The sequence below is a fragment of the Pseudomonas sp. LAIL14HWK12:I1 genome (genome assembly GCF_003202095.1).
Lineage (GTDB): Bacteria > Pseudomonadota > Gammaproteobacteria > Pseudomonadales > Pseudomonadaceae > Aquipseudomonas > Aquipseudomonas monteilii.
Genome location: NZ_QJKG01000012.1, coordinates 107,472 through 125,397, shown reverse-complemented (window position 1 = coordinate 125,397; position 17,926 = coordinate 107,472). Strand labels below are relative to the sequence as shown.

General features: G+C 64.1%; 14 protein-coding genes. 9 read left to right on the top strand and 5 right to left on the bottom strand.

Features of this window, described 5'->3' with window-relative positions:
• Positions 1 to 71 precede the first annotated feature (71 nt).
• Complete coding sequence (ada, locus tag D906_RS24380) at positions 72 to 1,124, top strand: bifunctional DNA-binding transcriptional regulator/O6-methylguanine-DNA methyltransferase Ada (RefSeq protein WP_027615763.1); 1,053 nt, start codon at positions 72 to 74, stop codon at positions 1,122 to 1,124.
• 56 nt (positions 1,125 to 1,180) lie between these two features.
• Positions 1,181 to 3,583 (top strand): DUF3772 domain-containing protein, encoded by a 2,403-nt coding sequence (locus D906_RS24375; protein WP_027615762.1) that lies wholly within the window; start codon positions 1,181 to 1,183, stop codon positions 3,581 to 3,583.
• Positions 3,584 to 3,611: 28 nt separating this feature from the next.
• On the opposite strand, the gene D906_RS24370 is transcribed toward D906_RS24375, so the two are convergent.
• The 4 genes from D906_RS24370 to D906_RS24355 all read right to left on the bottom strand — a co-directional run bounded on the left by D906_RS24370 (position 3,612) and on the right by D906_RS24355 (position 8,380).
• Positions 3,612 to 4,829, bottom strand: coding sequence for a DUF3422 domain-containing protein (locus D906_RS24370; RefSeq protein ID WP_019098869.1), 1,218 nt, complete (start codon positions 4,827 to 4,829; stop codon positions 3,612 to 3,614).
• A 124-nt stretch (positions 4,830 to 4,953) separates the two neighbouring features.
• Positions 4,954 to 6,384, bottom strand: a complete 1,431-nt coding sequence (locus D906_RS24365; RefSeq protein ID WP_019098868.1) for an aldehyde dehydrogenase family protein — start codon at positions 6,382 to 6,384, stop codon at positions 4,954 to 4,956.
• Between the two features lie 13 nt (positions 6,385 to 6,397).
• A complete protein-coding gene (locus tag D906_RS24360; protein WP_027615761.1) occupies positions 6,398 to 7,897 on the bottom strand; it encodes a cytosine permease in 1,500 nt (499 codons plus the stop codon).
• 93 nt (positions 7,898 to 7,990) lie between these two features.
• Positions 7,991 to 8,380 carry a nuclear transport factor 2 family protein gene (locus D906_RS24355; RefSeq protein ID WP_025754682.1) on the bottom strand — a complete coding sequence of 130 codons (390 nt, stop codon included), beginning with the start codon at positions 8,378 to 8,380 and terminating at the stop codon, positions 7,991 to 7,993.
• Positions 8,381 to 8,608: 228 nt separating this feature from the next.
• On the opposite strand from D906_RS24355, the gene ycaC reads away from it, so the two are divergent.
• From ycaC to D906_RS24320, 7 genes are all read left to right on the top strand, one after another.
• Positions 8,609 to 9,229 (top strand): isochorismate family cysteine hydrolase YcaC, encoded by a 621-nt coding sequence (gene ycaC, locus D906_RS24350; RefSeq protein ID WP_019098866.1) that lies wholly within the window; start codon positions 8,609 to 8,611, stop codon positions 9,227 to 9,229.
• Positions 9,230 to 9,337: 108 nt separating this feature from the next.
• Entirely contained in the window at positions 9,338 to 10,156 is an 819-nt protein-coding gene (ppk2, locus tag D906_RS24345) for a polyphosphate kinase 2 (protein WP_027615760.1), read from the top strand.
• A gap of 36 nt (positions 10,157 to 10,192) precedes the next feature.
• On the top strand, positions 10,193 to 11,389 hold the full coding sequence (locus D906_RS24340; RefSeq protein WP_019098864.1) for a monovalent cation:proton antiporter-2 (CPA2) family protein: 1,197 nt from the start codon (positions 10,193 to 10,195) through the stop codon (positions 11,387 to 11,389).
• Between the two features lie 39 nt (positions 11,390 to 11,428).
• Positions 11,429 to 12,526, top strand: a complete 1,098-nt coding sequence (locus D906_RS24335) for an AI-2E family transporter (protein WP_025754680.1) — start codon at positions 11,429 to 11,431, stop codon at positions 12,524 to 12,526.
• A 13-nt stretch (positions 12,527 to 12,539) separates the two neighbouring features.
• Complete coding sequence (locus tag D906_RS24330; protein ID WP_019098862.1) at positions 12,540 to 14,054, top strand: efflux transporter outer membrane subunit; 1,515 nt, start codon at positions 12,540 to 12,542, stop codon at positions 14,052 to 14,054.
• Entirely contained in the window at positions 14,051 to 15,148 is a 1,098-nt protein-coding gene (locus D906_RS24325; protein WP_016713318.1) for an HlyD family secretion protein, read from the top strand. Before D906_RS24330 ends, D906_RS24325 begins: the two co-directional genes overlap by 4 nt.
• Positions 15,138 to 16,148: a DUF2955 domain-containing protein gene (locus tag D906_RS24320; protein WP_027615759.1), complete on the top strand. Its 1,011-nt coding sequence runs from the start codon at positions 15,138 to 15,140 to the stop codon at positions 16,146 to 16,148. The genes D906_RS24325 and D906_RS24320 overlap by 11 nt, the downstream gene beginning before the upstream one ends.
• Here D906_RS24320 and D906_RS24315 read toward each other — a convergent pair.
• Positions 16,145 to 17,857: a SulP family inorganic anion transporter gene (locus D906_RS24315; RefSeq protein ID WP_027615758.1), complete on the bottom strand. Its 1,713-nt coding sequence runs from the start codon at positions 17,855 to 17,857 to the stop codon at positions 16,145 to 16,147. The genes D906_RS24320 and D906_RS24315 overlap by 4 nt on opposite strands.
• Positions 17,858 to 17,926: the final 69 nt, after the last annotated feature.

Here is a 17,926-nt window from a genome sequence, read left to right as displayed (position 1 = left end):
CTGTGCCTGCCCTTTCGCGGGTTTACCCGCGAAGAGGCCGGTACAAGCAACCACATACTCGGAAATCAAAGATGAACGCCTACACCACCCCCGACAAACGCTGGCACGCTGTAGAATCCCGCGACACCGCTGCCATCGGCCACTTCGTCTACGCCGTGCGCACCACCGGCGTCTACTGCCACCCCGGTTGCAAGTCTCGCAGGGCCAAGCGCAGCAACGTCGAGTTCTACGACACCCCCGTTGCCGCCGAAGCGGCCGGTTACCGCGCCTGCAAACGTTGTATCAGCAAGGCCAGCGCCACCCGCCACAGTCAACTGGTCACCCGTGCCTGCCGCCTGATCGAAGCCAGCGACCCTGCACCCAGCCTCGACCAGCTCAGTGCGCAACTGGCCGTCAGCCCCTTTCACCTCCACCGCCTGTTCAAGGCTGAAACCGGCGTCACCCCCAAGGCTTATGCCACCGCCTTCCGCGCCCGGCGTGTACGTGCGCACCTGGAAGACGGTGAGCGTTCAGTCACTGACGCCATCTACGATGCGGGCTACAACTCCAACAGCCGCTTCTACGAAAGCGCCGGTCAGCGCCTGGGCATGCGCCCCCGGCAATTCCGTGCTGGCGGCACCGGGGCAACGATCCATTTCGCCATTGGCCAATGTTCACTGGGCGCGATCCTGGTGGCCCAAAGTGAGAAGGGTATTTGCGCGATTCTGTTGGGCGACGATCCCGAGGCCCTGTTGCAAGACTTGCAGGACCAGTTCCCCAAAGCCCGTCTGATTGGCGGCGACAGCGCCTACGAACAGCTGGTTGCCGAAGTGGTGGGTTTCGTCGAAACGCCGGCGCTGGGCCTGAGCTTGCCGCTGGATGTACAGGGCACGGCGTTTCAGGAGCGGGTGTGGCGGGCCCTGCGTGAGGTGCCGGCCGGCAGCCGGGTCAGCTACACCGACATCGCCGAGCGCATCGGTGCGCCCAAAGCGGTGCGCGCAGTCGCCATGGCCTGCGCGGCCAACCACATCGCCGTGGCCATCCCGTGCCACCGGGTAGTGCGTCGGGACGGCGACATCAGCGGCTACCGCTGGGGCGTCGAGCGCAAACAGCAGCTACTCAAACGAGAGACGGCACTCTCCTGATGGCTTGAAGCCGCGTAGAATCCTCCGCCAAATCGAGTTGTAAAGAGGAATATTCGATGAGGCGTGTCAGCCTTGCCCGTTATTGTGCAGGCCTTATGGTCCTGCTGTTGGCGCTTGCCAGCCCGGCGTGGTCGGCCCCGGCCACGCCATTGTCCAACCTGGCGGCAGCCGAAGCGCCAGCGCTGGATGAAAACGCCAGCATCGAGCAACTGAGCGAACGGTTGGATCAGGTCCGTCAGGGCGTCACCAGTGAGGCCAACGACGACCTGCTGTCGCAATTGCGCCTGGCCGCGATGCAGGTGCAGCGCCAGGCGGACGCCTTGAGTGCGCAGCGCACCACCGATGTGGAAAAGCTCGACGATAAGCTGAAGGTGATTGGCCCGGTCCAGCCGGACGAGGCCGCCACCCTGACCCAGCAGCGCAAAGCCCTGGAGGCTGAAAAAAAGGCGCTGGTAGCCCAGCAGGATCAGGCCACCAAGCTGACTCAGTCAGCACGCGACCTGTCCACGCAAATCGTCAACCTGCGCCGCAGTCAGTTCAACTCGCAGATCACCAGCCGTGCGGCCTCGCCACTGAGCCCGGCATTCTGGCAGAGCATCATCCGCCCCACCCAGGACGACGTGGCACGCCTGCGTGATTTGCGCGGCGAGGCAGCCGATGCCATCAGCAGTGCCTTCAGCGCCGATAACCGCTGGCTGTTCATTACCAGCCTGGTCGCGGCGATCCTGGTCTGGACTCTGGTGCGGCGCGTGCTTGAGCGGTTGCTGGCCAGCGCCATGGTGGGCTGGTTACCTGAGGGCCGTCTTCGCCGCAGTGCCTTGGCCCTGGGCGTCAGCCTGGCAACCCTGGGCACCATCGCCGGTTCTGTTTCGTTGCTGCGCTGGGGGCTGGAGAGCAGCGCCGAGCTGGGCAGCGATATCGCCAGCCTGACCAACCACATTCTCGCCCTGGTGGTGTTCAGTGCCTTCATCACTGGCCTGGGCCGCGCCATGCTAATGCTGCAGCGCCCGTCCTGGCGGCTGCCGCCGATCCACGACGAAGTGGCCAGTGCACTGGGTTGGTTCCCCAAGGTGCTGGCATTGGCACTGATGGTCATGATGACCATGGAACGCATGAACAGCGTGATCGGCGCCAGCCTGGCGCTGACGGTGGCCGTCAACGGGCTGACTGCGCTGGTAGTGGCGTTCATTTTTGCCGGCGCGTTGCTGCGTTACCGCCGCACCCTGCGCAAGCATGACCTGGAGCGCCCCACGGGCCTGGCCGGGCTGATCCCGTTCGTGATGGTCATCTGGTTGTCGTTGATCCTGCTGGCGCTGCTTGCCGGTTACCTGACGCTTGCCTACTTCCTCACCGCCAAGTTGCTGTGGGTCAGCCTGGTCGTCACCTGTGCCTACTTGCTGACCACGTTCTTTGGCGACCTGTGCGAAACCCTGTTGTCGCCGCGTCAGCCCGGTGGCCTGGCTCTGGCTTCTACCCTGGGCCTGGCGCCGCGCCATCAGGCACAGGCCAGCACCATCCTGGCCGGCATCGGCCGCACCATCGTGCTGTTCCTGGCGCTGTTGCTGGTATTGATGCCATCGGGCACCAGCCCCAGCGAACTGTTGCTGAGCCTGGGCGACTGGGACGGCACCGGCGGCAAGCTGCTCGGCAACCTGAACATCGTGCCGCAGGACATTCTGCTGGCCCTGGCGATTTTCTTCGGTGGCCTGTTCGCCATTCGCGTGGTCAAGCGCTGGCTGAGCGATCGCCTGCTGCCGGAAACCGACATGGACGCCGGCATGCGCGCCTCGCTGGTGACCCTGGTGGGTTACCTGGGCTTCCTGTTCCTGGCCATGCTGGTGATGTCGACCTTGCGCATCAACCTCACCAGCCTGACCTGGGTGGTCAGTGCCCTGTCGGTCGGTATCGGTTTCGGTTTGCAGCAAATCGTGCAGAACTTCATCTCCGGCCTGATCCTGCTGACCGAGCGCCCTGTGAAAGTGGGCGACTGGGTGAGCCTGGCAGGTGTCGAGGGTGATATCCGCCGCATCAACGTGCGCGCCACCGAGATCCAGATGTCGGACCGTTCGACGGTAATCGTGCCCAACTCGCAGTTCATTTCGCAGAACGTGCGCAACGTGACCATGGGCAATGCATTGGGTGTGGTCGGCATTACCCTGACGCTGCCACTGGAAACCGATGCCAACCGTGTGCGCGAGCTGCTGCTGGCGGCGTACCACGAGCATGAGGCGATTCTGGATGCGCCGGCCACTTCGGTGTCGTTCAAGGACCTGACCAGCAGCGGAATGGTGATTGGCGTGAGCGGTTATGTAGCCGGGCCGCGACAGGTATCGGGTACCCGCAGTGACCTGCTGTTCACCATTCTCGGGCGGTTGCGCGACGAAGGCATTCCCCTGTCATCGCCACAGAGCATGGTGCTGGTGCAAGAGGGCGCTCGCCCCGCTGACGAGTCGGTGTAAAGAGCGGGGGCGCCAAGCGCCCCCGACCTCAATGCTGCTTGGCCTGCCTGATCCGCAGCAAAATCACCAGCAACACCAACAACACTGGCGGCGCCATGGCCAATAACCCATCCCGCGCCGTCAGCCCCAACCCCAGCACATTCAGCCCGCCATACAGCAGCTTGAACAGATTCAGCAGGTAGTAGGTGATGGCGATGATCGACAGCCCCTCCACCGCCCGCTGGATCTTTACCTGGGCGTCAGCCCGGGCATTGAGGCTGTGCAGAATGCCGGCGTTCTGTTCTTCCATCTCCACTTGCACCCGCGCCTGCAGCAAGTCGCCCAGGTTCGCCACGTTCTTCGCCATTTGTTCCAGACGCTGCTCGGTGGCCGCGCAGTAGCGCACGGTCGGCTTGAACCGACGTTCGATGAACACCCCCAAACGCTGGCAGTCCCCCACATGGCTCTCCCGCAGTTCGCCCAGGCGTTCGAACACCAGTTGTGCATAGGCTTGGGTGGCGCCGAAGCGGTGGCGGGTTTTTACCGTGCGGCTTACAACCTGGCGTGACAGGTGGGCAATGGCTTCCAGCAGTCCTTTGGCGTCATGCCCTTCACCCCCGGCACTGCGCTCGGATAGGGTGACCAGGGTTTTGTCGAAGGCATCCAGCTCCTGGCTCAGGGCTTTCGCTGTGGTCAGGGTGAGCGAGGCCATCATGCGGTACGTCTCGATCTCCAGCAGGCGGCGGATCATGCGGCCCTGGCGGTAGGCATTGAGGCGGCGGTTGATGAACAGGAAGCGGTTGGTGCCGTCCTCGGTCAGGCGGAAGTCACTCCATACCACCGCATCGCCACCACCGACGCACGAGCCGCAGGGGTCTTTGAAACCGTATTGGGGCAAATCCAGGCCTTGCTCGTCGCGTACCAGCACCTGCACGGCGTTGATCACCTGTGCCGCCTGCGGGGCGATGGCCTCGGCCAGCACGGGTGGCAGGGCTTGCCAATCGGTGTCGGCAGCCGTGCAGGGCACTACCAGTGTCAGGGTGAAGAACTCGGTGTGCCGTTCCCACTTGAACGGGTGGCCGTCCAGGTGGGTGATGCCTTGGGCTGCCGTTGTGTCCAGGGCATCCGGGCAGCAGCGTTGCAGCAGGGCCGCACAGGCAGCATCACCGCCGAGCAGGGCCAGGTGGAAGACATGCGCCGGGCCGTCGAAATACAGTGACGGGCGGGCGTGCAGTTCGTTGTGCAAGGCGGTGCGTTGAGGGTGCATGGGTGGTCCGGCCTGGTGTTGTGATTGTGGGGGTACCAGGAAGTGGGACTTTGCGGGGGGAGGGGAAAGTCACGCGGGGGAGGGTTTGTATCGCGAAAAGGGCCGCAGCGCGGCCCCTGCAGTATCAGCCGAGGCACCGCGTCACATGCTTGACCGACTGGTAGGCCGACAACCCCCAAGGCCCCAGCTCACGGCCGATCCCGCTGCCTTTGGTGCCGCCCCACGAGGTTTCGACGAACACGGCCTGCACCGAGTTGATCCATACATGGCCAACTTCCAGAGCATCGGCCACGCGCTCGGCACGTTCCAGGTCCGCGGAGCAGACGGTGGCTACCAGCCCGAAGCGGCTGTCGTTGGCCTCGGCAATCGCCTGTTCCTCGCTGGCAAACCGCCGTGCACACAGCACCGGGCCAAAGATCTCCTCGCTCCACAGGCGGCTGTCTTTTGGCACATCGGCATACAGCGTCGGGCTGACGAACCAGCCGTCCCGGTCCAGCGCCTTGCCACCGGCCAGGCACTGCAAACCCTCCTCGCGTGCGGTGGCAAAGTAGCTGGCCACCTTCAGCCATTGTGCCTGGCTGGTCAGCGGGCCCATGTCGACTTCTTCGGTCAACGGGTTACCCACCCGCAAGTTTTCCAGTGTCGCCTGCAGGCGCGGCAGCAGCGCATCGGCGATACCGTCCTGCACCAGCAGGCGCGAAGTGGCCGAGCACATTTGCCCGGCGTTCCAGGTGATGCCGGCGACGATCCACTCCACTGCCTGGTCCACATCGCAATCATCGAACACCACGATCGCCGACTTGCCGCCCAGCTCCAGCGTGACTGGCCGGCACTGCGCCGAAGCGCTGCGCATCACCTGGCTGCCGACGCTGTTGCTGCCAGTGAACGACAGCTTGTCCAGGCCGTTGTGGTTGCTCAACGCAGCGCCAGTCTCGGCCTTGCCGTTGACGATGTTCAACACGCCAGCCGGCAGGCCCAGGGCATCGGCGATCTGGCCGTAGGCCTGCTCGATCAGCGGGGTGACTTCCGACGGTTTGAGCACAACGGTGCAGCCAGCGGCCAAGGCCGGGGCGAGCTTCCAGGCGCTGGTCACCAGCGGGAAGTTCCACGGCACGATCAGGCCGACTACACCCACCGGCTCCAGGCGGGTACGGGCAGTGAAGCCTGGCACGGCCAGCGGTACATCGCGGTTTTTCGAGGGCAGCTGCTCTGCCAGTTCGGCGTAGTAAGTGAAGGTGGCGATGGCGTCGTCCAGGTCGATTTCGGCCTCATGGCGCGGCTTGCCGTTGTTGCGCATCTGCAAGGTGATCAGCGCTTCGCGGCGCTGCCCGAGCTGTTCGGCAAAACCGCGCAGGAAGGCTGCACGCTCGTTGGCGCCGGTGCTTTTCCAGGCGGGCAGGGCGCTACGGGCGGCGGCCACGGCCTGGTCGACCTGGGCAACGCTGGCAGCCATGAATTCAGCGAACGGTTGCCCCAGCGCAGGGTCGTTGACGCTGATGCAGTCGCTGCCCTGGCCTTCGACCCAGCGGCCGGCGATATAGTGGGAAGTGGTCATGGTCGGTTTCCAGTCAGGCCATTTCGGCAGTGGTCACGGGCGTGTGCGTGGTGCTTTTGCAACGCACCCAACGCGGGCCTTGAGGGCCATACACGCCAGCAGGTTCAGGGAAAAGGTTGAGCAGCAGCAGGTACAGCACGCCAGCCAGCCCCAGGGTGACCGGCAGGCTCAGGTCGATGCCCTCGGCCAGGTCGCCCAGCGGGCCGACGAACTGCCCCGGCAGGTTGACGAAGCACAGGCCGACCGCTGCGCTGGGGATCCACGCCCCCATGCCGCGCCAGTTCCAGCCATGCAGGAACCAGTAGTGGCCACCACGCTGGCCGCGGGTGAACACCTGCAGGTCATCGGCGTGGTAGAAGCCGCGGCGGGTAATCAGGCCGAGGATCATGATCACCATCCACGGGCTGGTGCAGGTGATGATGAGCACCGCAAAGGTCGACACGCTCTGCACCAGGTTGAAGGTGAAACGGCCGACGAAAATGAAGCCGATCGCCAGTACACCGATCAGCAACGTGGCGCCGGCGCGGCTGAGCAAGCGCGGGAACACGCTGGACATGTCCAGACCGGTGCCATACAGCGCCGTGGTGCCGGTGGACATGCCGCCGATCACCGCAATCAGGCACACCGGCAGGAAGAACCAGGTTGGGGCCACGGCCAGCAGGCCACCTACATAATTGTTGGCGGCGATGTAGTCCGGTGCCTGGGTTGCAACCAGGGTGGCCGTGCACAGGCCGAACAGGAACGGAATCAGTGTGGCGCCCTGGGCGGCAATCACGGCCAGCATGATCCGCGCCTTGGGCGTTTCACGCGGGATGTAGCGTGACCAGTCGCCCAGGAAGGCGCCGAACGACACCGGGTTGCTCATGGCCAGGATCGCTGCACCGACGAAGGCTGCCCAGAAGCCCGCCTGGCCCAGGTTGACGCTGCCGGCGTAACCGGCATCGAACGGCCCGGCAAAGGCGACGATACCCAGCAGGAACAGCAGGCTCGACGCCCACACGGCAATTTTGTTGACCCACAGCATGAAGCGGAAGCCGAAGATGCACACCACCAGCACCAGCACCGCGAACAGGCCGTAGGCCAGGCCCAGGGTAAGGTCGGTTTCCGGCAGGCCGGCCAGGCGCTTGGCCCCGCCGATCAAAGCATCGCCCGAGCTCCACACCGACAGCGAGAAGAACGCCACCGCCGTCAGCAGCGACAGGAACGAGCCGACGATACGCCCATGCACGCCAAAGTGTGCGCCTGAAGACACCGCGTTGTTGGTGCCGTTCAGTGCCCCGAACAGGCCCATGGGTGCAAGGATCAGCGCGCCCACGGTAACGCCGAGCAGAATCGCCCACACACCTGCCTGGAACGACAGCCCGAACAGCACCGGGAAGCTGCCCAGCACGGCGGTAGCGAAGGTATTGGCGCCGCCGAAGATCAGGCGGAACAGGTCCAGCGGGGAGGCGTCGCGTTGATCGTCGGGGATCTGTTCGACGCCGTTGGTCTCGATACCGGTCGAGTGGCTCATGGTGATGCTCCAGCGCGGTTGTTGTAGCCTGCGCAGTGCGCGGGCCTTCTTGTGGGTGCGATGGCAGGGCGGCAGGGCCGCGTAAAAAGGTGATCAGGCCGGCGATACGACCGACAGGTGTTCGTGGCAGGCCAGCCACTGTTCGCCGTGGCGGCGGAACACGATGGTTTCGCGCTCGCTCAACTGGTGTTCTTCACCGGCGATGCGGATATGGGTGGCCACATCGTGCATGAAGATCGCCACATCACCTTGCACGCTCACCTGAGCATTGCCCGACTCGCAGGCGAGCACGGCAAAACCCTCGGCCTGCCACTGGGCCCAGAGGTCTTCGTAGGCACGGCGCGACAGCAGCGGTTGCGGCAAGGTGTGGAAGAGGAAGGTGGCGTCTTCGCTGAAGCAGGCGAAATAGCGGGCGGTGTCGTTGCTGGCAAACGCGGCGACGAGGTCGGCGGCCGCCTGCCGTACCTGGAGAGTCTGGTCCACGGGAGTGGCCTCACGGTTTTTGTGATTATGGTGAAGCGATTCTGGTGGCGGTTGGCGAGGGGAAAAATCGCTGGCGGCAAATAATCAGTTCAGGAATTTGTGAAGTGATGGCAGAGCTTCCTTTTAAAGCTGAAGGGAGCGGCCAGGCAAACCCGACCGACGGCCTCTGCAGCCCTGCATCCTTGCCTACGCTGATACTCCCAACCCGCTGAAGCAAGGAGATCCGCCATGGCCTTCGAATACAAGCGTCTGGACAAGAACAACGCTGCGGTGCTGCTGGTCGACCACCAGACCGGCCTGCTCTCGCTGGTAAGGGATATCGACCCCGACCGCTTCAAGAACAACGTGCTGGCTCTGTCCGACCTGGCCAAATACTTCAAGCTGCCGACCATCCTCACCACCAGCTTCGAGACTGGCCCCAACGGCCCGCTGGTGCCGGAACTGAAAGAGCAGTTCCCCGACGCCCCCTACATTGCACGCCCCGGCAACATCAACGCCTGGGACAACGAAGACTTCGTCAAGGCGGTAAAAGCCACTGGCAAGAAGCAGCTGCTGATTGCCGGTGTGGTCACCGAAGTGTGCGTGGCCTTCCCGGCACTGTCGGCACTGGAGGAGGGCTTCGAGGTGTTCGTCGTCACTGACGCCTCTGGCACCTTCAACGAACTCACCCGCGACTCCGCCTGGCGGCGCATGGAGGCTGCCGGTGCACAGTTGATGACCTGGTTCGGCGTGGCCTGTGAGCTGCACCGTGATTGGCGCAATGACATTGAAGGGCTGGGGACCCTGTTCTCCAACCATATTCCGGATTACCGCAACCTGATGACCAGCTACAACAAGTTGGCCAAGTAGGTTTTTTTTGGGGGGGCTGCACCGCAGCCCCCTCTCAGCCGGCAAGCGAAGCGGCAAACCGTCATGAATCGACCATACTGACTCTTCATTCCCCTTAAGGAGAGTGTCATGTCGAAGCCGTCCAGGAAGAAAACCACCCAGGAAATGCCAGAAAAACTGGGCGGCAAGGCCTACGAAAAAGCGCTCAAACACCTGCATGTAGAGCTGGTGAAGCTACAGGAGTGGGTGGTCGCCAAGGGCCTGAAGGTGTGCATCGTCTTCGAAGGCCGTGACGGTGCCGGCAAGGGTGGCACCATCAAGGCCATCACCGAGCGCGTCAGCCCACGGGTGTTCCGCGTGGTGGCACTGCCCGCACCGACCGAGCGAGAGAAAACCCAGATGTACCTGCAGCGCTACCTGGGCCACCTGCCCGCTGCGGGCGAAGTGGTGATCTTCGACCGCAGCTGGTACAACCGCGCCGGGGTCGAGCGGGTCATGGGCTTCTGCTCTGACGAGCAAGTGGACAAGTTTCTGACCGGTGTGCCCGTGTTCGAAAAGGTCATGGTCGAGTCGGGGATCATCCTCATCAAGTACTGGCTTGAAGTCAGCGCCGAAGAGCAGACCCGGCGCCTGCAGGACCGCATCAATGACGGCCGCAAGCTGTGGAAGCTGTCGCCGATGGACCTCAAGTCGTACACTCGCTGGGATGATTACACCCAGGCGCGTGACGACATGTTCCAGGCGTCGGATACCGCCTGGGCACCGTGGTTCGTGGCCCATTCCAACGACAAGCGGCGCGCCCGGCTGAACATCATCAGCCATCTGCTTGGCCGCATTCCCTACAAGGACATCACCCGCGACCAGCTGGTGAAGTTGCCCAAACGCGGCAAGATCGGCAAGTACAAGGCTGTGGCCTATCCGTTCAAGGTCGTTGAAGAACGCTTCTGACCCCCTCCCTGCGGGGAGCTGCGAAGGTACGAGCTCATGCCACATGACGGCAGCCTGTTGCAGGCGACGGTGGTGTTCCTGTTGGCCGTGGTGCTTCTGGTTCCGCTGGCACAGCGCCTGAAAATGGGGGCGGTACCGGGTTACCTGCTGGCGGGTATCCTGATTGGTCCTTCGGTGTTCGGCCTGCTCGACAACCCGGACAACGTGGCGCGGCTGTCGGAAATGGGCGTGGTCATGCTGCTGTTCGTGATTGGCCTTGAGCTCTCACCCCGGCGTCTGTGGACCATGCGCCGGGCGCTGTTTGGCGTCGGCAGCTTGCAGGTAGGGCTGACTGCGGTGCTGCTTGGGCTGCTGGCGTACTGGCTGTTCGACCAATCGAAACCCGCTGCCATCGTGCTGGGCCTTGGCCTGGCGCTGTCGTCCACCGCCTTTGGCTTGCAGGTACTGGCCGAGCGCAAGGACCTGGGCAAGCCGCACGGTCGCCTGGCGGTGGCCATCCTGCTGTTTCAGGACATTGCCGCTATTCCCTTGATTGCCGTGGTGCCGCTGCTCGGGGGCGATGTCAGCACCGCCGACGAAGGGGCCTGGCCGCTGCTGGCAGTGGCTGTCGGCATAGGCGTGCTGATTGTCTTTGGTCGCTATCTGTTGACCCCGGTATTCAAGTGGACGGTGGGTTCGGGCTTGCCCGAGCTGTCGACGGCCACGGCCTTGCTGGTAGTGCTGGGCACCGCCTGGCTGATGGAGCACGTGGGCGTGTCGATGGCACTGGGTGCATTTCTGGCCGGCGTGCTGATGGCCGAGTCGCCATTTCGCCACGAACTGGAAACCCAGATCGAGCCGCTCAAAGGCCTGCTGCTGGGGCTGTTCTTCGTTGGCGTGGGCATGAGTGCCGACCTGCGCCTGCTGTTTGGCATGCCACTGATGGTGTTAGGCCTGACCGTGTTGCTGGTCGCCATCAAGCTGCCCTTGCTGTATGGCCTCGGGCGTACGGTTGGCGGGCTCAACAAGGCCCAGGCGTTGTGCCTGGGCGTGGTGCTGGCCTCGGGTGGCGAGTTTGCCTTCGTGGTGTTCAAGCTGGCGCTGGAGCATCAGGTGCTGACTCGGCAAGTGCATGACGTGCTGGTGCTGGCCATTACCTTGTCGATGGCGGTGGTACCGCTGGTGATGATGGCCTTGGCGCGGCAGTTACGAGACGCCAGCCCCGTACAGGCAACCCCGGAAACGAGTGACTGAACCGTGGCACATGACGAACTGAATGTTCGGAGGTGAAGCATGCAACCGGGTATCAAGCTGGACAGCGCCCTGTCGCGGGGTTTGCTCGATGTGCTGATCAAAGCCGGCCTGGTGGCTGCCTTGGTGATCTTTGCCTTTCAGGTGTTCCAGCCATTTCTGGAGCTGATGCTGTGGGCGGTTATCCTCGCGGTCACCCTGTACCCGTTGCATTGTCGCCTCCAGCGCCGTACCGGCCTCAAGCAGGGGTATGCGGCGACGCTGGTGGTGGTGCTGGTACTGGTGGTGCTGCTGGTGCCGATCTACCTGGTGGTGATGTCCATCGGCGAATCGGTGGACAGCCTGGTGACGTTACTCAAAAGCGGAGCCTGGAGCGTGCCGACCCCACCTGACGCCGTGGCGGCCTGGCCACTGATCGGGCCGAAGGTGCATGCCCTTTGGTTGGCGGCCTCCGAAAACATGGCCAGTGTGCTGAACCAGTGGATGCCCCAGCTCAAGGGCGCCGGGCGCACGGTGCTGGGTGCTGCGGCCAGTGCCGGGGGGGCCTTTTTGCTGTTCATCGGTGCGATCATCATCTCCGGGGTGATCATGGCCTTTGGTGACCGTGGTGAAATCGCGGCACAGCGTATCGCCATGCGGGTATCGGGTGAGGAGCGGGGCAAGCCATTGGCCAAGTTATGCACCGCGACCATTCGTGCGGTGGCCCAAGGTGTGATCGGCATTGCGTTCATCCAGATGTTGCTGATCGGCGTCGGCTTCGTGGTCAAAGGGGTGCCAGGGGCCGGCATGCTGGCCATCGTCATCCTCATGCTGGGGATTGCCCAGGCGCCCGCTACCCTTGTCACGGTGCCGGTGATCATCTATGTGTTCAACGTCGAAGGCTTTACCGCAGCGACCATCGTGTTTGCCATCTACACCTTCGTTGCCGGGCTGGCCGACAACGTGCTCAAGCCGCTGTTGCTGGGGCGAGGGGTGGACGTGCCGATGCCGGTGGTGCTGATCGGGGCGCTGGGCGGCATGGTGGTCAAAGGGATCATCGGCTTGTTCATCGGCCCGGTGATCCTTGGCGTCACCTACGTGTTGTTCTGGCAATGGGTTGCACTGCAGGTGCCGGAGCAACCAACACCACCTGCTGCCTGAGCCAGGGGTTGCCATGCCCACGTACGGCTATGGTCTGGGGCTGCTGGTAGTGCTGGCCGGCTGCACCCAGGTTGGCCCGGATTTCGAAAAGCCCCAGGCTCCTTGGTTGGCTGGCTGGAGCACGCCTTTGCTGGAGCAGGCAGGGCGCAGCGCTGCGGCGCCCGACCTGCGCCGCTGGTGGACGGTGTTCGCCGACCCAATGCTGGACGCGCTGATTGCCGAGGCCGATGCCAACAACACCAACCTTCGCGTGGCGGGCCTGCGCATCGCCGAAGCCCGTGCCCAGCTGGCCATCGTGCAGACCGGGCGTTATCCACAGTTGCAACAGTTGAGCGCGCAGAGCCTGTACCTGAAACAAGACCAGTCCGGCGCTGCAGCAGCGCGCGACTCGGTGTTCTGGCAATCCAGCGTGGGCTTCGACATCGGTTGGGAGATTGACTTCTGGGGGCGCTTCAGCCGCGCCATCGAAAGCGCAGATGCGGCCTACTTCGTTTCCCAGGCCAATTACGCCGATGCCATGCTGCTGTTGCGTGCACAAGTGGCCGACACCTACTTCGCCCTGCGGACCGCCGAGGCACGGCTGGATATCGCGCGCGAGAACGCCGAGCGCCAGGCGCGTAGCCTGGAGATCACCGAGCGGTTGTTCCGCCACGGCGAAAATGACGAACTCGACTGGCAGCAGGCGCGCACCCAATACCTGGCGACCCTGGCCACCATCCCCGAGTTCGAAAACCAGCTCAACGCGCTGCGCAACGTGCTGTGCTCGCTGCTGGGCCGCCCGCCAGGACCGCTACCGCAGCTGGAGGCCGGCCATGGCCAGCTGCCATTGCCAGACCGCGCGGTGCTTCAGGACGTACCGGCCAACCTCTTGCAGCGCCGCCCGGACATCCGCGCTGCCGAGCAGGCGGTGGCGGCGCAGTCGGCGCTGGTTGGGGTTGCCGAGGCCGATCTTTATCCACAGCTGAGCCTGCTGGGCAGCATTGGCTGGACCTTTTTATCCGCCAGTCATCTGCCCGACACCTTCGACCTGGCTGCTGGCCCTAGCCTGATCTGGAACCCGTTCGACTATGGCCGGCGCAAGAATGCCGTGCGCGTAGAGGATGCCCGCTTGCAGCAACTGATCGAGCTGTACCAGCAAAACGTGCGCGAAGCGGCCCGCGAAGCCGACGATGCCGCCAGCGGGCTTGTCCGCTCGCTGCAGAGCGCAACCATTCGCGACCAGGCCTCGCAGGCTGCACAGCGTTCGCTGAACCTGGCCAGCTCGCAGTACCGCGAAGGCTTTGCCGACTTCCAGCGCGTGCTCGATGCCCAGCAATTGCTGTTGCAGCAACAGGACGGTTACCTGGTCAGCCGTGGCAATGCAGTCAGCAGCCTGGTGACCTTGTACAAGGCCTTGGGCGGTGGCTGGGATGCCCGCCGCGCACCGATCGACCCGGCCACCCGTCAGCACATGCAGCACCGCACCGACTGGGGCGAGCTGCTCGACGAGCCAGCCCCCACCGCACACGCACAAGGTGAAAACCAATGAGCGACAGCACGCCTACGCCCCCCCCGCCGGCCCCTGATCGCGGCATGCGCTGGGTGCTGCTGCTGATAGCCGTGAGCCTGCTCTGGTACTTGCTGGCCGACCGCTTCACGCCGTACACCCAGCAGGCCCGCCTGCAGGCGTACGTGGTTCCGGTGGCCGCCGAAGTGGCCGGGCAGATCAAGCGTGTCGCAGTCGGCAACAACCAGGAGGTGCGCCAGGGCGATGTGCTGTTCGAGCTCGATCAGGAACAGTACCGCATTGCCTTGGCCCGCGCCGAAGCCGACCTCGAAACCGTGCGCCGTCAGATCGGCGCCAGTACCGCCGGCATCGACTCGGCCCAGGCCGCGCTCGTGGCCGCCGAGGCCAACGCACGCAAGGCCCGGCAGGACGCCGAGCGCCTCAAGCGCCTGATTGATGAGGACCCCGGCACAGTATCGGTACGTCGCCTGGAAGGCGCCCAGGCTACCCGCGACCAGGCCATCAGCCAGGTGGCGGCGGCCCGTGCGGAGGTGGAGCGGGCCCGTGAGCAGCAGGGCGGGGCGCAGGAGGACAACGCCCAGCTGCGCAGTGCTGCGGCCAATGTCGAAAAGGCACGGCTTGACCTGGCGCGCACGGTGGTGCGCGCTGATGCGAATGGCCTGATCACCGACCTGCGCACTGACGTTGGGCATTATGTCGGGGCTGGCAGCCCGATGATGACGCTGATCAGTATCCACGACGTGTGGATAAGTGCCGACATGACCGAGAACAACCTCGGCCGCCTGCGCCCCGACACCCCGGTGCTGGTGGTGCTCGATGCGCTGCCCGGTACCGTGTTGAAGGGGCGTGTTCGCAGCATTGGCTACGGCGTGAGCGTGGGCCAGGGCACCCCGCCGGGTACTTTGCCGACCGTTCAGAACAGCCGCGAGTGGCTGCGTTCGGCACAGCGCTTCCCGGTGATTGTCGAGCTTGAGCGCGACCAACTTCAGGACAAGACCGTGCTGCGGGTTGGTGGCCAGGCCGAGGTCATGGCCTTGCCTGGCGAAGGCAACCCGCTGAACCTGCCGGGCAGGTTGTTCATGTGGCTGATGAGCTGGCTGTCGTATGCCTATTGAATTGCGCCGCCTGCGGGCCCTGCGCCTGGCCTGGGGCGTGGCGCTGTGCCTGGTGGTCAGCTTCGGCATCGGCCTGCCCGTGCCGATCCTGGCACCGGTGTTCGCCGTGCTGTTGCTGGCCATGCGCAGCCAGCCATTGCCGTTGCGCGCGGCACCCGCCTTGGCGGTACTGGTGCTGCTCGCGTGTGGCAGCGGGTTATTGCTGATTCCACTGTTGCGTCACGCCCCGGTCAGCGGAGTGTTGCTGGTGGGCCTGGGCGTTTTTCTCACGTTGCGCTATGCCTTGATGGGCGGCAACGGCCTGCTGGCCAACTTGCTGATAGTCGGCCTGACCATGATTGCTGCTGCGGGTACCAGCGACTTCACCTTGGCCCTCTCGGTGGTCGAAGCGCTGGCCAAAGGCATGTTGCTTGCGGTGCTGGGCACGGCCTTGGCCCATGTGCTGTTTCCCGAACCTGCCAATGCGCCGGCACAGCCGGTACCGCCGCTGCCGGGGCGCGCGCATGTCAGCTGGGTAGCGTTGCGCGCCACGTTGATTGTGATGCCGGCTTTCCTGCTGGCGCTGATTGCCCCGGACCAGTACATGCCGCTGATCATGAAGGCAGTGAGTGTGGGGCAACAGGCCGGCGAAACCCGCGCGCGGCACGCCAGCCGTGAGCTGGTTGGCTCAACGTTGCTCGCCGGGTTGCTGGCGATACTGATGTGGGGCGCGTTGAGCCTGTTCGTGCACCTGTGGATGTTTTTTTTGTGGGTGCTGCTGTTCGCGCTCTGGCAGGCGCGCCGGCTGTATCAGGTGGTGCAGAACCGGCAGAGCCCGGCGTACTGGGTGAGCTGCCTGACGACCCTGTTGATCCTGCTGGGGCAGTCGGTGCAGGACAGTGCTGGCGGGCAGGATGTGTACAAGGCGTTTGCGGTGCGCATGGCACTGTTTCTGGCGGTGTCGGTGTATGCCAGTGCCATGCTGATCTGGATTGATCGGCGCCGGGTTCGGGCTGCCTAGGGTTGCCAGTCAACTCCGCTCTCATCCAGATAGGCATCCACCGCCGCGCCCACCGTTGGATGAAAGGCATTCTCCCCCATATGGTGGAACAATCCGAACCGCCGCATCTTGTCCTTCACCGGATCCTTCATCTCGGCAAACTGCAACTCCACCCCCCGTGCTTCCAGTGCCCGGTCCAGCTCGGCCAGCATGTCGGCCGAAGTGATGTCGATACTGGTCACTGGCTCCGCCGCGATGATCAACCGCTGCACCGGTGTAGGCGACGCGTCCACTGCCGCCATCACTGTGCTCTGGAACTGCTCGGCGTTGGCGAAGAACAGCGGCGCGTCCCAGCGCAGCAGCACCAACCCTGGAATGCGTCGGGCCTTTGGATAACGCTGCACATCATGGTAGCCCCGCGTGCCATCCACCCGGCCCAGTACCGCATGGTGCGGCCGCCAACCGTCCCACAGAAACTCGATCACTGCGATGGCCACGGCGATGCAGATACCTGGAATAGCGCCAAATACGGCTACGCCGACAAAGCAGGTGAACGACAGCCAGAACTCCCACTGCTGCATGTGGAATATACGTTTGAGGTCGGTGAACTCGAACAGGCCCAGTGCGGCAGCAATCACCACGGCGGCCAAGGCACTGTTGGGCAGGTGCTGCATCAGATTGGGCGCCACCAGCAGCAACAGGGTTACCGCCAGCGCGCCGATAATACCGGTGAGTTGGGTTTGCGAGCCTGCCGCTTCGGCCACTGGCGTGCGCGATGAACTGCTGCTGATCGGAATACCCTGGAACAGCCCCGAAGCCAGGTTGGCTATACCCAGGCCGAACATTTCCTGGTTCGGGTTGACCGGCATTTTCAGGCGGGCGGCATAGGAGCGCGACAGCACACTGGTGTCGGCGAACGACACCAGCGCTACCGCGATGCCACCGAGCAGCACCTCCACCAGGTCGATGTCGCTGACCCAGGGGAAGACAAAACCGGGGAGCCCTTGGGGCAACTCGCCGAGCACCTTCACGCCTTGCTGGTCGAGCCCCAGCAGGCTCACCGCCAGCGTGGCCAGCACCACGGCAATGAGGATGCCCGGTACCCGCTTGAAGGGCTTGAGCAAAAGGATCAGCACCAGGCTGCCACCACCGACCATGAAGCTTGGCCAATGCCCTTGGCCGGCAAGCAAGGCCTGAATCAGGTTCCAGATATCTCGCAGCGGTCCTTGGCTGTCCACCGACAGGCCGAACAGCTTGGGCAGTTGGCTGATCAACACCGTGAGGGCGATTCCGTTCATGTACCCATAGCGGATCGGCTTGGACAGCAACTCGGTGATGAAGCCCAGGCGCAGCAGCCCGGCAATTACACAGAACGCCCCGGCGACCAGCGCCATCATGCTGGCGATGGCGATTGCCCGCTGCGGGTCACTGGCGGCGTACTGCACCACCACCGCCAGGATCGGCGCGGCCAGTGCCGAGTCCGGGCCCAGTATGAGGATGCGGCTGGGGCCGAACAGGGCATAGGCCAGCAAGGGGATAATGGTGGCATACAGGCCATAGATGCCGGGTACGCCGGACGCTTCGGCGTACGCAATGCCCACGGGTACCAGCATGGTGGTGAGCACCAGGCCGGCGGCGATGTCCTTGGCCAGCCAGGCTGGCTTGTAGTGGAGCAGGGTGACCAGGCCAGGTAACCAGCGTTGCCAGTCGAAGCGAGTGGGTTCGGGCATGATGCAGGCTCTGGGGGAGGAGGGGACTCAATCACAGCTTAGATGTTGGGATGGGGGGCTGCGCAGCAG

Coding starts and splice junctions, on each gene's coding strand:
- D906_RS24330 (WP_019098862.1), top strand. CDS start 12,540: ATGCCCACGTACGGCTATGGTCTGGGGCTGCTGGTAGTGCTGGCCGGC.
- D906_RS24365 (WP_019098868.1), bottom strand. CDS start 6,384: ATGACCACTTCCCACTATATCGCCGGCCGCTGGGTCGAAGGCCAGGGC.
- D906_RS24325 (WP_016713318.1), top strand. CDS start 14,051: ATGAGCGACAGCACGCCTACGCCCCCCCCGCCGGCCCCTGATCGCGGC.
- D906_RS24360 (WP_027615761.1), bottom strand. CDS start 7,897: ATGAGCCACTCGACCGGTATCGAGACCAACGGCGTCGAACAGATCCCC.
- D906_RS24335 (WP_025754680.1), top strand. CDS start 11,429: ATGCAACCGGGTATCAAGCTGGACAGCGCCCTGTCGCGGGGTTTGCTC.
- D906_RS24340 (WP_019098864.1), top strand. CDS start 10,193: ATGCCACATGACGGCAGCCTGTTGCAGGCGACGGTGGTGTTCCTGTTG.
- D906_RS24375 (WP_027615762.1), top strand. CDS start 1,181: ATGAGGCGTGTCAGCCTTGCCCGTTATTGTGCAGGCCTTATGGTCCTG.
- ycaC (WP_019098866.1), top strand. CDS start 8,609: ATGGCCTTCGAATACAAGCGTCTGGACAAGAACAACGCTGCGGTGCTG.
- D906_RS24315 (WP_027615758.1), bottom strand. CDS start 17,857: ATGCCCGAACCCACTCGCTTCGACTGGCAACGCTGGTTACCTGGCCTG.
- ada (WP_027615763.1), top strand. CDS start 72: ATGAACGCCTACACCACCCCCGACAAACGCTGGCACGCTGTAGAATCC.
- D906_RS24320 (WP_027615759.1), top strand. CDS start 15,138: ATGCCTATTGAATTGCGCCGCCTGCGGGCCCTGCGCCTGGCCTGGGGC.
- D906_RS24370 (WP_019098869.1), bottom strand. CDS start 4,829: ATGCACCCTCAACGCACCGCCTTGCACAACGAACTGCACGCCCGCCCG.
- ppk2 (WP_027615760.1), top strand. CDS start 9,338: ATGTCGAAGCCGTCCAGGAAGAAAACCACCCAGGAAATGCCAGAAAAA.